10 protein-coding genes and 1 other RNA gene are annotated in these 16,242 nt (G+C 58.9%); 3 read left to right on the plus strand and 8 right to left on the minus strand.

The genetic code is table 11. From position 1 onward, the window contains the following. Positions 1-35: 35 nt before the first annotated feature. The 8 genes from EAH74_RS16225 to EAH74_RS16260 form a co-directional block, all read right to left on the minus strand. Entirely contained in the window at positions 36-359 is a 324-nt protein-coding gene (locus tag EAH74_RS16225; RefSeq protein ID WP_140679752.1) for a hypothetical protein, read from the minus strand. 247 nt (positions 360-606) lie between these two features. Then, positions 607-1,059 (minus strand): hypothetical protein, encoded by a 453-nt coding sequence (locus tag EAH74_RS16230; RefSeq protein ID WP_205012916.1) that lies wholly within the window; start codon positions 1,057-1,059, stop codon positions 607-609. A 574-nt stretch (positions 1,060-1,633) separates the two neighbouring features. After that, positions 1,634-1,730: signal recognition particle sRNA small type (gene ffs / locus EAH74_RS16235), an RNA gene on the minus strand. A gap of 313 nt (positions 1,731-2,043) precedes the next feature. After that, positions 2,044-3,210 (minus strand): zinc-binding metallopeptidase family protein, encoded by a 1,167-nt coding sequence (locus EAH74_RS16240; RefSeq protein WP_140679754.1) that lies wholly within the window; start codon positions 3,208-3,210, stop codon positions 2,044-2,046. Positions 3,211-3,387: 177 nt separating this feature from the next. Continuing rightward, the gene (gene ligA / locus EAH74_RS16245; RefSeq protein WP_140679756.1) at positions 3,388-5,745 is read right to left on the minus strand and encodes an NAD-dependent DNA ligase LigA; all 2,358 of its coding nucleotides are present in this window, start codon (positions 5,743-5,745) and stop codon (positions 3,388-3,390) included. A gap of 156 nt (positions 5,746-5,901) precedes the next feature. Next, a complete protein-coding gene (gene zipA / locus EAH74_RS16250) occupies positions 5,902-6,756 on the minus strand; it encodes a cell division protein ZipA (RefSeq protein ID WP_140679758.1) in 855 nt (284 codons plus the stop codon). Positions 6,757-7,014: 258 nt separating this feature from the next. Next, complete coding sequence (gene smc / locus EAH74_RS16255) at positions 7,015-10,503, minus strand: chromosome segregation protein SMC (RefSeq protein ID WP_140679760.1); 3,489 nt, start codon at positions 10,501-10,503, stop codon at positions 7,015-7,017. Between the two features lie 2 nt (positions 10,504-10,505). After that, entirely contained in the window at positions 10,506-11,165 is a 660-nt protein-coding gene (locus EAH74_RS16260) for a GntR family transcriptional regulator (protein WP_046047881.1), read from the minus strand. Positions 11,166-11,431: 266 nt separating this feature from the next. On the opposite strand from EAH74_RS16260, the gene xdhA reads away from it, so the two are divergent. The 3 genes from xdhA to xdhC all read left to right on the plus strand — a co-directional run bounded on the left by xdhA (position 11,432) and on the right by xdhC (position 16,241). Further along, complete coding sequence (xdhA, locus tag EAH74_RS16265; protein WP_123369301.1) at positions 11,432-12,886, plus strand: xanthine dehydrogenase small subunit; 1,455 nt, start codon at positions 11,432-11,434, stop codon at positions 12,884-12,886. Then, positions 12,879-15,278, plus strand: coding sequence for a xanthine dehydrogenase molybdopterin binding subunit (gene xdhB / locus EAH74_RS16270; protein WP_140679762.1), 2,400 nt, complete (start codon positions 12,879-12,881; stop codon positions 15,276-15,278). The genes xdhA and xdhB overlap by 8 nt, the downstream gene beginning before the upstream one ends. A gap of 117 nt (positions 15,279-15,395) precedes the next feature. Then, positions 15,396-16,241, plus strand: a complete 846-nt coding sequence (gene xdhC, locus EAH74_RS16275; RefSeq protein ID WP_140679764.1) for a xanthine dehydrogenase accessory protein XdhC — start codon at positions 15,396-15,398, stop codon at positions 16,239-16,241. The last annotated feature ends 1 nt before the right edge of the window (position 16,242 follow it).

Below are 16,242 nucleotides of genomic sequence, written 5' to 3' on the forward strand. Positions count from 1 at the left end.
CTCATAGCCAAAACAGGCACATCAAAAGATTAATCCTAGTCATACTCTTCATTCGTTTCAGGGTCATCTTCCCCTGGTTCATCCGCCTCCCATGACGGCAGTTTGTCAATGATGCGCGCGATGCCATCACGGACCGGTAAGGTACTGCGGACATCGTTGAACCAACCTAAATCGACCAACCTGGAGCGGACCAGTTGAATGGGCACACCGAGACTGGCACTTAAGTCCGCAAGGATTCTGTGGGCGGTGATGATGTTGTATTGCTCATGGTCGACATAGATGACCCCATGCCCACGCCATTTGACGTCATAAAGCTCAAGCAGCGGCGTCAGATGCTCCGCAAGCGTTTCAACCTCCATCCACCGTCCAACCGTTGCCCCGCTTGAGTCACACATGGCGGGCCTCACCATTGATGCCAAGCTTGATGTGATAGTCACACAAGATGCACTCTCCTATGCTCTTCCGTTACCCCATCCGCCCGCTCTTGGTTAGTAGACATGCAACGCCTCTTCTCTGCTCCGTACGGTAAGAGCTGACGACGAACCACCAAGTCTGATTGAGCTAAGTGGCTCACCAACTACGTCACTAGATCAGCAAGCAATCAAATCAGCCTCTAGTTTTCAGCCAATCCTTCACCGCTTCAATTTGATGGACATCATAGTAGCCAGGCTTACTGTTGGGCTCGAAAACACCCTCCCCAATCGCCTCATCGAAGTGGCGGCGTACCAAGTCGTAATCTGGCACCTGCAATCTCTGAATAAGGTCGAGGCTAGGCTCTAATCCGAAATAGCCATCGGATACGAAACTCAAAAGGGTGATCAGACCATCAGCACCAACAAGGAGATCTAACGGCAAATCACCGACAATATTCCGGCCGTTCGCATAGATAGCATCTTGATCGTACTGACAGCCATGAGCCCTTGGTGATGCTGGACGGTGATGCACTATTCTTGGCGAATGCTTGATCCAAACGCCGTCATCGTTGCGAGTCTGCCATTCAACCCAACCATCTTTGACTTCGCTGATTGGCGTACTACACGTGTCGCAAATCCACTGCATAAAAATCTCCATTCAGCATTAAACCGCGCCCCCCCACCCTAGGATAAGTTGGGATTCGACCATAATGGCATTACGACTTCACACCCGTCCAGCCAGAGCGGCCCCGCCACCTAAAACGCAGTGCAACTCTTGGAGCGATCCAGTGGATCTTGCCGAAAATAATGATTAGGCCTGCTTGGGAAATTTACTTGAAACCGACTGCATGCTTAGCAAACAACTACCGGGGTCATTAGGAAAAATCCAAGCGGAACCATTAAATAACCTGCGCCCTCCTCTCGATCAGTTCGACAGTCCGAGAACGAGCTACACACCCACCGAAAAGGACGACAAGACCTGCCATGAGCGAGCCTATAGGCACCCTAATCATGCAAATGCGACCCATAGCCCAAGGAGATCAGTGCTAAGGCATCAACCAATTGAAGCGAGGCTTTAAGGAATAGACTTGGCGATCAAATATCGGCCGACTAGAATGCGCAGTAAAGTGCACCACTTAGGTGTACCTAAACGCTGTCACACTTCGAGATTTTTGACTGATAAACCCTTGTAAAATCAAGGACTTAGAGATAGGAGGCAACCCCACCAGCCACACCCCGGCACACAATGTTCCCGCTGTGGCTGCTTCCTTCCGGATCTGACCAGGTTCACGGGTAATCGTTGCGGGGGGACCGATGGGGTCACCATAACGACGCCCGCCTGACGGCGAGCCGCGCCATTGTACCTATCTGAGACGAAGTTACAACCGTTCGAGCGGATTAAAAACATGTGCTGCTTCAAGGACATGCATATCTCTAGAAAAGATCGCTACCTGTAGCAGCTGGCGTAGCCTGCGTTCGGCTGCGCAGCAGTCGTCAATACGGTGATCGTGGTTTGCCTGAAAAACCGCGCTGCCTGATTTTACGACTGCTTCGTCCGAACGCGGCCCGAGCCGAACGCAGCCTCGCAGGCTCGACAGCTGCTACAAGTAAATGCAGCGTTCAGCAGACTCTACAAATCCTGCAACACCTCATCCGCCCGGCCGCCCTCCTGCTGGATCACCAAGTGGATGAAGTGCAGCTTGGCGATCACTGCCGGCGGCAGGACGAACGGATAGAAATCCGGCTGCCCCATGCTGCGTGACAGTTCATTCAGCATCCCGGCCAGTTCGATCCACGCATTGACGAACGACAGGAACGCCGCGCCACCGGGATGCTGTGGATCGTAGAGGGCGCTTGGGGGAAACGGCTGATAGTCGAAATCCATCTCCCTGGCACTCATTCCGAACCCAAGCGCCGTATCCACCGCGTCCATCATGTGCAGGTAGTGAGCCCAGGTTTCGGCCCAATCCTCCCACGGATGCATGGTCGCGTAGGCGCTGACGTAATGTTGCTGCCAGTCAAGCGGTGCGCCTTGCTGGTAATGCCGTTCGAGAGCGTCGGTGTAGCTGGCGCGCTCGTCGCCGAACAGGCCGCGGAACGGTTCCAGCCAATGGCTGTTGGCGATCAGACGGTCCCAGTAATAATGCCCGACTTCATGACGAAAATGCCCGAGCAGCGTGCGGTAAGGTTCGTGCAACTGCACCCGAAGCTGCTCGCGATGGGCGTCGTCGGCTTCTTTGATATCGAGGGTGATCAGACCGTTGGTGTGACCAGTGGTTGGCGGCTTGCCTTCGAGGTCGACGCCAATGAAATCGAAAGCCAGTCCAGCCTCTTCGTCCACGGTTTTGGGAATCACCTGCAAACCCAGGCTGACCAACTGTGCAACCAGCCGCCGCTTGGCCGTTTCGACCTTGCACCAGCGTTCGTGGTTTTCGCCAATCGACAGGTCGGGGATGGTGTGGTTCAGGCTACAGGCGATGCATAACGCATCATGGTCATTGGCGGGCAACAGCCAATTACACGCGGCCGGGGAATCGAGGTTGGCGCAGCGGCGCAAGACACCTGCTTCGGGATCGGCGTCGAGCAACCAGGTATCAGCCTGCACGCCGGGCTGCAGCGACGATAGGCGACTCTGGTCCGGTTGATAACCCAACGCCGCCGAACACGCCAGGCACTGGCTGTTGCGAAAAAACAGCGACTGCCCGCAGCGGCACTGCCAGACCTTGCTGTTACGCGAGCTTTCGCCGATGAAGGGCGCGGCGATGCGTGAACTGAGCTGTTCGAAGAAGCGGTACATGACGATCTCTCCCTGGGGCTTGCCAAGACTAGATCATTACCGCGCCGTGATCGTTCCCGCGTTTTGCGTGGGCAAAACCAAAAGATCGCAGCCTCGTTTCACTCGACAGCTCCTACAGAGGATATGCATTCCAATGTAGGAGCTGTCGAGTGAAACGAGGCTGCGATCTTGGCGACCTTAAACGTTGATACCGTACTTCATCAGAAACTCGACAAACGCCTCTTCATCCAGAACCTTCAACCCCAGCTCATTAGCCTTCGCCAACTTCGAGCCGGCACCCGGTCCTGCCACCACGCAATGAGTCTTGGCCGACACCGAGCCCGCTACCTTGGCACCGAGGCTTTCAAGTTTGTCCTTGGTGATGTCGCGGCTCATCAGCTCCAGCGAGCCGGTCAGCACCCAGGTCTGCCCGGCCAGCGGCAAGCCTTCAACGACTTTCTTCTCGCTCTGCCAGTGCATGCCGAAATCGCGCAGCTGTTTCTCGGCGGCTTCAGCAATTTGACGATGTTGTGCAACCGCAAAGAACTCGCGAACCGAAGTGGCTTGCTTCTCCGGCAGCGCCTGACGCATATCCAGCCAGTCGGCGTTGAAAACACCTTCAAGCGAACCAAACTTGTCCGCCAGCTTCTGCGCGCCGCCCGGCCCCACCGAAGGTATGTGCAACTTATCGAGGAAGCCACCCAGCGTGGTGCTGGCGGCAAACTCGGCGCCAAGCTCGCCCTGATCCTGAATCTGAATACCGTGCTTGAGCAGATCCTTGATCACCTGCTGGTTATGCGCATCTTCGAAGAAGCTGTGAATCTCGTGAGCCACTTCCAGACCAACATCCGGCAAGTACGTGAGCACTTGCGGCAACGCCTGCTGAACCCGCTCCAGCGAGCCGAGAGAACGCGCCAGCACCTTCGCCGTCTCTTCACCGACATCGGGAATCCCGAGGGCGTAGATGAAGCGAGCCAGGCTCGGCTGCTTGCTGTCTTCGATGGCGCTGAGCAAGTTCTTGCTCGACAACTCGGCAAAGCCTTCCAGATCGACAATCTGTTCAAACGTCAGCGCGTACAAATCAGCTGGCGAACTCACCAGCCCTTCGTCCACCAGTTGCTCGACGCTCTTCTCGCCCAGGCCTTCGATGTCCATGGCACGACGGGAGACGAAGTGAATGATTGCCTGCTTGAGTTGCGCACCGCAGGCCAGACGACCAACGCAGCGGTACACCGCACCTTCGCTGACGGTCTCCCGACCTTTGCTGCGTTTGACCAGTTGCGTGCGCTCGACATGGGAACCGCAGACCGGGCATTTCTCGGGAATCTGTACTGGCCGTGCGTTGTCCGGACGGCGCTCGATGACCACTTGCACCACCTGCGGAATGACATCGCCAGCGCGGCGAATAATCACGGCGTCGCCAATCATCAGGCCCAGACGCGCCACTTCATCCATGTTGTGCAACGTCGCGTTGGCCACGGTCACACCGGCCACCTTGACCGGCTTCAAGCGCGCCACCGGCGTCACCGCACCGGTACGACCGACCTGAAATTCCACATCAAGCAATTCAGTGAGTTCTTCCATCGCCGGGAATTTGTGCGCGATCGCCCAGCGCGGTTCACGAGCACGGAAGCCCAGCTCACGCTGAGAGGCAATGCTGTTGACCTTGAACACCACGCCGTCGATTTCGTAGGGCAGCGAATTTCGGCGCTCACCGATGTCGCGGTAATAATCCAGGCACTCATCGATGCCATGAGCCAGTTTCAACTCATGACTGATCGGCATGCCCCAAGCCTTGAGCTGCTTGAGATTGCCAATGTGTGTATCAGCAATATCGGCCGAAATCTGACCGATGCCATAGCAGCAAAATTCCAACGGACGGTTGGCCGTGATCTTCGAATCGAGCTGGCGCAAACTGCCGGCCGCCGCGTTGCGCGGATTGGCGAAGGTCTTGCCGCCGACTTCCAGCTGCGTGGCGTTGAGACGCTCAAAACCGGCCTTGGACATGAACACTTCGCCGCGCACTTCCAGGGTCGCCGGCCAGCCCGTACCGTGCAGCTTGAGCGGAATGTTGCGCACGGTACGGACGTTGACGCTGATGTCTTCGCCGGTGGTGCCGTCGCCGCGAGTCGCGCCGCGCACCAACACGCCGTCCTGATACAACAAGCTGACCGCCAGGCCATCGAGTTTGGGTTCACAGCTGTATTCCACCGCGGCACCGCCACCAAACAAGTCGCCGACCGGCAGGTCGAGACCTTCAGTTACCCGGCGATCGAACTCGCGCATGTCGGTTTCTTCGAAGGCGTTGCCGAGGCTGAGCATCGGCACTTCGTGACGCACCTGTGTGAACGCCGACAGCGCCGCACTGCCGACGCGCTGGGTTGGCGAGTCGCTGGTGATCAGTTCGGGATGGGCCGCTTCGAGGGCCTTGAGCTCGTGGAACAACCGATCGTATTCGGCGTCCGGAATGCTCGGCTCGTCCAGCACGTGGTAGCGATAGTTATGCTGATCCAGCTCAGCACGCAGCTCTAGAATGCGGTTTTTGACGGCGGTCATGGGTGTTCTCTCATAAAGCAAAAGAGCAGCCGAGGCTGCTCAATCTCATATCATCAGGATCAAGAGATCGCAGCCTCGTTTCACTCGACAGCTCCTACAGAAAATCGCGACCCCTGTAGGAGCTGTCGAGTAAAACGAGGCCGCGATCTTTTGACCTTAGCGCTTCTGGGTCAGGGCGCGACGTTCGAACTCGACGATGCGCTGACGGTAATGCTCAATCGTCTGGGCGGTCAGCACGCTGCGCTGGTCGTCTTTCAGTTCACCGTTCAGCTCCTGAGACAGTTTGCGCGCCGCGGCCACCATCACGTCGAAGGCTTGCTTCGGATGACGTGGGCCTGGCAGACCGAGGAAGAAGCTTACTGCCGGTGTGCTGAAGTGGTCGATGTCGTCCAGATCGAAGACGCCCGGCTTGACCGCATTGGCCATGGAGAACAGGACTTCGCCATTGCCAGCCATGCTTTCGTGGCGATGAAAGATGTCCATCTCGCCAAAACGCAGACCGCTTTCCAGAATATTCTGCAACAGCGCCGGGCCTTTGAAGCCGGCGGCGTCGCGGCAGATCACGCTGATCACCAGCACTTCTTCTGCTTGCGGTTGTTCCTTCTCGCTGACCGAGCCCGAAGACTTGGTGTCATCCGGGAAATCGTCGTCACGGCTGCTGAAGCTCGGGCCGCCGTCCAGATCCAGACTCAGGTTCATGTCGCCCTGGGAAGGCTCGCCATGGCCACGCTTGCCGCGCTTGGAACCCGACTCACGCGCCTCACGGGCAGGCATGCTCACCGACGGCAGATCGTGCTCGTCCAGTTGCGGTTCTTTATGCGTATCCAGCACACGGGGCGGGCCCAACAGCTCGGCGCTGGTGTCCTCGTCCGGCAAGTTGGACAAACTTCGGTCGAGACGAAATTTCAGTTTCCCCTTGCCGCCGCGCATGCGACGCCAGCCATCGAAAAGAATACCGGCAATGACAATAATGCCGATGACGATCAGCCACTCGCGCAGACCGATTTCCATGTAATCCCGTGCCTCTATAAAAAATGCTGAAAAATAAGAGGTTTACAACTCGCAAACCGCTTTAAAACGTGGCGCCAACTCTATGTTCTGACAGGCGTTTTGCCCACGTATACGAAAAATTGACATTAAACTAGCACGACCAAAGGCAACTTTACACCGTCTGTCACAACGGCTTGCGCGAATATGTCGATTGGCCAGCAAGTCAGGGCAGGTAAATAAGTCCTACAACTCAAAAATACCTCTCCTTCAAGCGTCGACTCAGGCATCCACCATCGCCATCGCCTCCTCCACATCCACTGCCACCAGACGCGAGCAACCCGGTTCGTGCATCGTCACCCCCATCAGTTGCTCGGCCATTTCCATGGCGATCTTGTTGTGGGTGATATAGATGAACTGCACCGTCTGCGACATCTCTTTGACCAGCCGTGCGTAGCGTCCAACGTTAGCGTCATCCAATGGCGCGTCAACTTCATCGAGCATGCAGAACGGCGCCGGATTCAACTTGAAGATGGCAAAAACCAGAGCCAAGGCAGTCAGGGCTTTTTCGCCACCGGAGAGCAAATGGATGGTGCTGTTCTTCTTTCCTGGCGGCTGCGCCATGATCGTTACCCCAGTATCGAGTAGATCTTCGCCCGTCAGTTCCAAATAGGCGCGTCCTCCACCGAAAACTTTTGGGAAAAGGGCCTGTAAACCACCATTGATCTGATCAAAGGTATCTTTGAAGCGGTTTCGGGTTTCCTTGTCGATCTTGCGAATCACGTTCTCGAGCGTATCCAGCGCTTCTACCAGATCGTCGTTCTGCGCATCCAGATAACGTTTACGCTCGGATTGTTGCTGGTATTCGTCGATGGCCGCCAGGTTGATCGCACCGAGGCGCTGAATCCGCGCGGCAATGCGTTCGAGTTCTTCTTCAGCATCCTTTTCGTTAGCCTCGGCTACCAGCGTGGCGAGCACGCCATGAAGGTCGTAGCCGTCTTCCAGCAACTGATCTTCGAGCGCTTTGCGGCGCACGGTCAGGGCTTGCCATTCCATGCGCTGGGTTTCCATCTGGCCGCGAATCAATTGCGATTGCTGCTCCGCCTGACTGCGACGTTTTTCCGCGTCGCGCAGTTCGCGGTCGGCGTCTTCCAGAGCGATCTGCGCCGTCTTGAGTTCTTCGTCGACGGTCATGCGTTTGTCGAGCAACTCTTCGAGCTTGAGGCGCAACTCTTCCAGCGGTGCCTCGCCCTCCTCCAGATTGAGGCTGAGCTGTTCGCGCTTCTCGGTCAGGCGCTCGGACTGCATTTCCAGACGTTCCAGCGCCTGACGCGTCGAGTCGTGTTGTGCCTTGAGCGAACCCAGACGCACCGCCAGTTGATGAGCGTGATCCTTGTGCTGCCGGGCTTCCTGCCGCACCCGATCGAGTCGCTCGCGCAAGCTGTCGCGCTGAGCCAGCAACAACTCGCGCTGCTCGGTGTCCAGCGCCATGCTGTCGAGGGCTTCCTGCAATTGCAGACGCGCCTCGCCGATATTTTCGTGCTCCAGAGCGCGTTGCTCAGCCAATTCGGTGAGTTCTTCGTCCAGGCGTGTACGACGCAGGGTCAATTGTTCGGCCTTGGCTTTGCCGGCGGACAACTGGGCTTTCAACTCACCTTGCTGACGGGCTTCGTCTTGCAGCAGACGGCGCAGGTGTTCGCGACCGTTTTCCTGCTGACGCTGCTGCGCCCTGAGATTCTGAAGTTGGGTTTCCAGGGTTTCGACCGTGGCTTCGCGCTCTTCGCGCTCAAGGCCCAGACGATGGATTTCCTGACCACGAGCGAGCACACCGCTTTCCGCTTCGCTGGCCCGGCGTACGCGCAAGAAGTGCCGACCGACCCAGTAACCGTCGCGGCTGATCAAGCTCTGGCCGGCGGTCAATTGATTGCGCAGGGCCAAAGCCTGTTCGAGGCTGTCGACCGGTTTAACCTGCCCCAGCCACGGCGCCAGATCGATCTGCGCTTCAACTTTATCGAGCAAGCTGCCGGGCACGCGCACGCCATCAGTGGCCGGGCTGAGCAAGCGCAAATCGCCTTGGGCAAAACCGGCCAGATCGAAATCGCCGAAGTCATCCACCAGCACCGCTTGCAGGTCGGCGCCAAGCACGGTTTCCACCGCCAGCTCCCAACCGGCTTCGACTTTCAGGCCTTCGGCCAGACGCGGACGGTCCGCCAAATGTTGTTCGCGCAGCCATTCAGCGGTGCCGGTGCCCGGATCGAGTGCGGCTTGTTGCAAGGCTTCAAGGGAGGCGAGGCGACCGTTCAGACGCTGCAAGTCGCCCTGAGCCTGCTGCTGATTTTGCAGCGCTAATTGCAATTCCTGACGCAGTTGCTCGAGGCGTTCGACCTGCGCTTCTTCACTGGCCTGCAAATCTTCCAGCGTCGCTTCACTCGCGGCCAGTTGCTCGCTGAGTTCCATGATCGCCGCGTCTTCCGGGTCTGCCGAGAGCAACGTGCGCTCCTCGCCAAGACGCTTCTGACGATCGGCCAGGCGCTCCATGCTGGTTTCCAGCTGCTGGATGCGCGACTGCTGAACTTCGGACTGGCGACGCGGTTCGGCGGCCGTCAGGTTGAAGCTGTCCCATTGCTCTTGCCAGGCGTGCATGGTGGTTTCGGACTCTTCCAGCGCGGCGGCAGCCTCTTCGGCGGCGGCGCTGGTGACTTCCTGTTCAGGGGTGAGCAGGTCCAGCTCTTCGCCCAGGGTCAGCAGCAAGGTGCGGTCGTGGCCCAGGTGAGACTCGGTTTCCAGACGCGCGCGCTCGGCTTCTTTCAGATCGTCTTGCAGCTGGCGTAGGCGTTGCTGACCGTGCTGGATACTCTGCTCGACCCGGGCGATGTCGCCGCCGACCGAATAGAAGCGCCCCTGCACCAGATTGAATCGTTCGGACAGGTCGTGGTGCCCGTCCCGCAAGCGTTCGATTGCCGCATCGGCATTGCGTTGCTCGGCCACCAACGCTTCGAAGGTGACTTCCTGATTGCCGATGATCGCTTCGCGCTGACCGACCTGTTCATTCAAAGCCTGCCAGCGCAGGGCCGACAGTTGGGCCTTGAGCTGACGCTCTTCGCCCTTGTATTCCTGATACTTCTTGGCGGCCTCGGCCTGGCGGTACAAGCGTTCAAGCTGACGCTCGAGCTCTTCGCGCAGGTCGGTCAGGCGGGCCAGGTTTTCGTGGGTGCGGCGGATGCGGTTTTCGGTCTCGCGCCGGCGCTCCTTGTACTTGGAGATGCCCGCCGCTTCTTCAATGAAGTTGCGCAGGTCTTCGGGCTTTGACTCGATCAGCTTGGAGATCATCCCCTGTTCGATAATCGAGTAGCTGCGCGGGCCCAGGCCTGTACCCAGAAAGATGTCGGTGATATCGCGACGACGGCACTTGGTGCCGTTGAGGTAATAAGTGGTCTGGCTGTCGCGGGTCACTTTGCGGCGAATGGAAATTTCCGCGTAGGCCGCGTATTCGCCGAGCAGGGTGCCGTCGGAGTTATCGAACACTAGCTCGATGCTGGCCTGGCTTACCGGTTTACGGCTGGTCGAGCCGTTGAAGATGACGTCGGTCATCGACTCGCCGCGCAGGTTCTTGGCCGAACTCTCGCCCATCACCCAGCGGACGGCGTCGATGATGTTCGACTTGCCGCAACCATTGGGCCCGACCACCGCCGCCATGTTACTGGGGAAGTTCACCGTGGTCGGGTCGACGAAGGATTTGAACCCCGCCAGTTTGATGCACTTTAGCCGCACGCTTAAGCGTCCGTCAGGGCAGAAACCACCAGATCACTGCTGCGCTGGGCATACGCCGTCAGCACAATGCGGATCTGCGGAAAATCACGGGCCAGCACGGCGGCGAGCAAGCGTTCGAACAGTTCAAGGAACTCGCTCATCGAGGCCTTGCGCTGTTCCAGGGCGAGGAAATACGCGCGGCTCATGGCCGGCTGCAGATTCTCGACGGTTTCCTGCAAGTACGGGTTGTTGGCGAACGGATACGCGGCGCGCATCACACTGAAGCTGTCGTCGACGAAGGTGCGAATGTCCTGACGCTCGTAGCTGGCGGTCAGACGCTGCTGGATTTGCACGAACGGCGCCATGTCGGCCTGGACTTGCCAGCCGCTGGCCACTGCATTGCCCAGCAGGATGTAAAGCTCGCTCATCAGCGTGCACAGGCTCTGGACCTTGTGAACCGTGAGCTCGGTCACGTGGGCGCCACGTCGCGGCAGGATTGCGATCAGGTGGCGGCGCTCGAGGATCAGCAAGGCTTCACGGACCGAACCGCGGCTGACATTGAGGGCCAACGTGACCTTCTGTTCCTGGATGCGCTCCCCGGGCTTCATTTCGCCACGAATGATGCGTTCGGCGAGGTGGTGAGCAATTTGCTCGGCGAGGCTGTCCGGCGCCTTGAACGTCATGGTTGTCCTTCAAACTCTTCGATTTGCACAAGCGGCGCAGTGTAGCGCACATGAAGGGTCATGGCGGAGTGCCCACTCGGCGGTTTTTGGCACGATTCAAGCAAAAAGCAGGCTATCCCGTGAGGGTCAATAATAAAGGAACGAGTCGTTTATCGACAAAATGCTATTTCCTGACCCTTAAGTCAGAAAATCATTGACCGGAAAGTCAGACCTGATAAATTCGGTTCAAGTCGGTTAACAACAATAATGAGTCTGCGAGGCCTTCCGTGATCCAGTTTTTACTTAACCAGGAACTCCGTAGCGAGCACGCCCTGGACCCAAACCTGACCGTGCTCAATTATCTGCGCGACCATGTGGGCAAACCCGGCACCAAAGAAGGCTGCGCCAGCGGTGACTGCGGCGCGTGCACCGTGGTAGTCGGCGAGCTGCAAACGGATGACGATGGCCGCGAACACATTCGCTATCGCAGCCTCAACTCGTGCCTGACGTTCGTTTCGTCATTGCACGGCAAACAACTGATCAGTGTCGAAGACCTCAAGCACCAAGGCGAACTGCACAGCGTGCAGAAAGCCATGGTCGAGTGCCACGGGTCGCAATGCGGCTTCTGCACGCCGGGCTTCGTCATGTCGCTGTTCGCGCTGCAAAAGAACAGCGATCAACCGGACTCGCACAAAGCCCACGAAGCACTGGCCGGCAACCTCTGCCGCTGCACCGGCTATCGGCCGATTCTGGCTGCCGCCGAACAATCCTGCTGCGGCAAGCAAACGGACCAGTTCGACGCCCGTGAAGCCGACACCATCGCTCGCCTGAAGGCCATCGCCCCCACCGACATCGGCGAACTCAACAGTGGCGACAAGCGCTGCCTGGTGCCGCTGACCGTTGCCGATCTGGCTGACCTCTATGACGCCTATCCACAGGCTCGCCTACTGGCCGGCGGCACCGATCTGGCGCTGGAAGTCACGCAGTTCCACCGCACCCTGCCGGTGATGATTTACGTCGGCAATGTTGCCGAGATGAAGCGCATCGAACGCTTCGACGATCGCCTGGAAATCGGCGCCGCCACCGCCCTCTCCGATTGCTACGAGGCCTTGAAAGCCGAGTACCCGGACTTCGGCGAATTGCTGCAACGCTTTGCTTCCCTGCAGATCCGCAACCAGGGCACCCTCGGCGGCAACATCGGTAACGCCTCGCCGATCGGTGACTCCCCGCCCCTGCTGATTGCACTCGGCGCGCAGATTGTCCTGTGCAAAGGCGAAGTCCGCCGCACGATGGCGCTGGAAGATTACTTCATCGATTACCGGGTCACCGCGCGTCAGGAAAGCGAGTTCATCGAAAAGATCATCGTGCCGCGTGCCAGCGCCGAACAACTGTTCCGCGCCTACAAAGTATCGAAACGTCTGGACGATGATATTTCCGCTGTCTGCGCCGCGTTCAACCTGCGCATCGACAACGGCGTGATCGCCGACGCCCGCGTCGCCTTCGGCGGCATGGCGGCAACGCCAAAACGCGCCAAGGCCTGCGAAGCCGTATTGCTCGGTGCCACCTGGAACAACGACACCGTCGAACGCGCCTGCGCCGCACTGGCCGAAGATTTCACGCCGCTCTCGGACTTCCGTGCCAGCAAGGAATACCGCCTGCTCAGTGCGCAAAACCTGCTGCGTAAATACTTCATCGAACTGCAAACACCGCACATCGAGACTCGGGTGACCGCTTATGTCTAATCATCACGCCGTAGAGAAGACCCAGGCCGAATTGGCAGAACTGTTCGCCAAGGACCTGACCACCGGTGTCGGCCGCAGCGTCAAGCACGACAGCGCCGCCAAGCACGTGTCCGGTGAAGCGCAGTACATCGACGACCGGCTGGAATTTCCGAACCAGTTGCATGTTTACGCACGCCTGTCGGACCGCGCCCACGCGAAAATCATCAGCATCGACACCAAGCCTTGCTACGCCTTCGAAGGCGTGCGCATCGCCATTACCCACGAAGACGTGCCGGGCCTGAAAGATATCGGACCACTGCTTCCGGGCGATCCACTACTGGCCATCGACGACGTGCAGTTCGTCGGTCAACCGGTGCTCGCCGTGGCGGCGAAAGATCTGGAAACCGCGCGTAAAGCCGCGATGGCCGCGATCATCGAATACGAAGATCTGGAGCCGGTGCTGGACGTGGTTGAAGCGCTGCGCAAACGCCACTTTGTACTCGACAGCCACACACATCAGCGCGGTGATTCGGCCGGTGCCTTGGCCACCGCCGAGCATCGCATCCAGGGCACGTTGCACATCGGCGGCCAGGAACACTTCTATCTGGAAACCCAGATCTCTTCGGTGATGCCGACCGAAGACGGCGGCATGATCGTCTACTGCTCGACGCAGAACCCCACCGAAGTGCAGAAACTGGTGGCCGAAGTGCTCGATGTGTCGATGAACAAAATCGTCGTCGACATGCGCCGCATGGGCGGTGGTTTCGGCGGCAAGGAAACCCAGGCCGCCAGCCCGGCGTGCCTGTGCGCAGTGATCGCGCACCTCACCGGCCAGCCGACCAAAATGCGCCTGCCGCGGGTCGAAGACATGCTGATGACCGGCAAGCGTCACCCGTTCTACGTCGAATACGACGTGGGCTTCGACAGCACTGGCCGGCTGCACGGCATTGCCCTGGAACTGGCCGGTAACTGCGGTTGCTCGCCGGACTTGTCGGCATCGATTGTCGACCGTGCGATGTTCCACGCCGATAACTCGTACTACTTGGGCGATGCGACCATCAACGGTCACCGCTGCAAAACCAACACCGCCTCAAACACCGCTTACCGTGGCTTCGGCGGCCCGCAAGGCATGGTCGCCATCGAAGAAGTGATGGACGCCATCGCCCGTCATCTGGCCCTCGATCCGCTGGCGGTGCGCAAGGCCAACTACTACGGCAAGACCGAGCGCAACGTCACCCATTACTACCAGACCGTCGAGCACAACATGCTCGAGGAAATGACCGCCGAGCTCGAAGAAAGCAGCCAGTACGCCGAGCGCCGCGAAGCGATTCGTCGCTACAACGCCAACAGCCCGATCCTGAAAAAAGGCCTGGCGTTGACCCCGGTGAAATTCGGTATCTCCTTCACTGCCAGCTTCCTCAACCAGGCCGGTGCGCTGATCCACGTTTACACCGACGGCAGCATCCACCTGAACCATGGCGGCACCGAAATGGGCCAGGGCCTGAACACCAAAGTCGCGCAGGTCGTGGCGGAAGTGTTCCAGGTGGAAATGGACCGCGTGCAGATCACCGCGACCAACACCGACAAGGTGCCAAACACCTCGCCGACCGCCGCTTCCAGCGGTGCCGACCTGAACGGGAAAGCGGCGCAGAACGCAGCGGAAATCATCAAGAAACGCCTGGTTGAATTCGCTGCGCGGCAGTACAAAGTCAGCGAAGAAGACGTGGAATTCCACAACGGCCATGTACGCGTTCGCGATCACATCCTGACCTTTGAATCGCTGATCCAGCAGGCGTATTTCGCTCAGGTTTCGCTGTCGAGCACCGGGTTCTACAAGACCCCGAAAATCTTCTACGACCGCAGCCAGGCGCGGGGCCGGCCGTTCTACTACTACGCCTTCGGCGCAGCGTGCTGCGAGGTGATCATCGACACCCTCACCGGCGAGTACAAAATGCTGCGCACCGACATCCTCCACGACGTCGGCGACTCACTGAACCCGGCGATCGACATCGGTCAGGTCGAGGGTGGTTTCATCCAGGGCATGGGGTGGCTGACCATGGAAGAACTGGTGTGGAACAACAAGGGCAAACTGATGACCAACGGCCCGGCCAGCTACAAGATCCCGGCGGTGGCGGACATGCCGCTGGACCTGCGGGTGAAGCTGGTGGAAAACCGTAAAAATCCGGAAGACACGGTGTTCCACTCCAAGGCAGTGGGCGAGCCGCCGTTCATGCTCGGCATCGCTGCGTGGTGTGCGATCAAGGACGCCGTGGCCAGTCTGGGCGACTACAAGCATCAACCGAAAATCGACGCACCGGCGACGCCGGAGCGGGTGTTGTGGGGTTGTGAGCAGATGCGCCAGTTGACGGTGGCGAAGGCTGTCGAGGCTGAGCCGGAGTTGGCTTCGCTTTAAGACCGAGTCGCGGCCTTCGCGAGCAAGCCCGCTCCCACAGGGGAATGCATTCCAAATGTGGGAGCGAGCCTGCTCGCGAAGAGGCCCGAACAGACAACAGAAATGTTGAGGTGAAACATGTACAACTGGATCGACGCCCTCGCCGACCTGCAATCCCAGGGTGAACCCTGCGTGCTGGTCACCATCATCGAAGAGCTCGGCTCGACGCCGCGTAACGCCGGCTCGAAGATGGTCATCAGCGCCAACCAGACCTTCGACACCATCGGTGGCGGGCATCTGGAATACAAGGCCATGCAGATCGGCCGCGAGATGCTTGCCAGCGGCAAGCAGGACACCCACCTTGAGCGCTTCAGCCTCGGCGCCAGCCTGGGTCAGTGCTGCGGCGGCGTGACGGTGTTGCTGTTCGAACCGATGGGCCAGGTCCAGGCGCAAATCGCCGTATTCGGTGCAGGCCACGTCGGCCGGGCGCTGGTGCCGCTGCTCGCCAGCCTGCCCTGCCGGGTGCGCTGGATCGATTCGCGGGAAGCCGAATTCCCGGAACAGATCCCCCACGGCGTCCGTAAAATCGTCGCCGAAGAACCGGTGGACGAAATCGATGACCTGCCCGCCGGCAGCTACTGCATCGTCATGACCCACAATCACCAGCTCGACCTCGAACTCACCGCCGCGATCCTCAAGCGCAACGACTTCGCCTACTTCGGCCTGATCGGTTCGAAGACCAAACGGGTGAAATTCGAACACCGCTTGCGTGATCGTGGTTTCGACAGCGCCGTGCTGCAACGCATGCGCTGCCCGATGGGCATCGGCGAAGTCAAAGGCAAGTTGCCTGTGGAAATCGCCATCTCCATCGCCGGCGAAATCATCGCCACCTATAACGCCAATTTCGGCCAGCACACCGCCAGCGCCGGATCGTCGATCGCCAAACTGCTGCCTGCTTCACGCCGCAGCCACGCTTCGAACTAAA

It is taken from the genome of Pseudomonas mandelii, from assembly GCF_006438925.1.
In the GTDB taxonomy this organism is placed as follows: Bacteria; Pseudomonadota; Gammaproteobacteria; order Pseudomonadales; family Pseudomonadaceae; genus Aquipseudomonas; species Aquipseudomonas mandelii_C.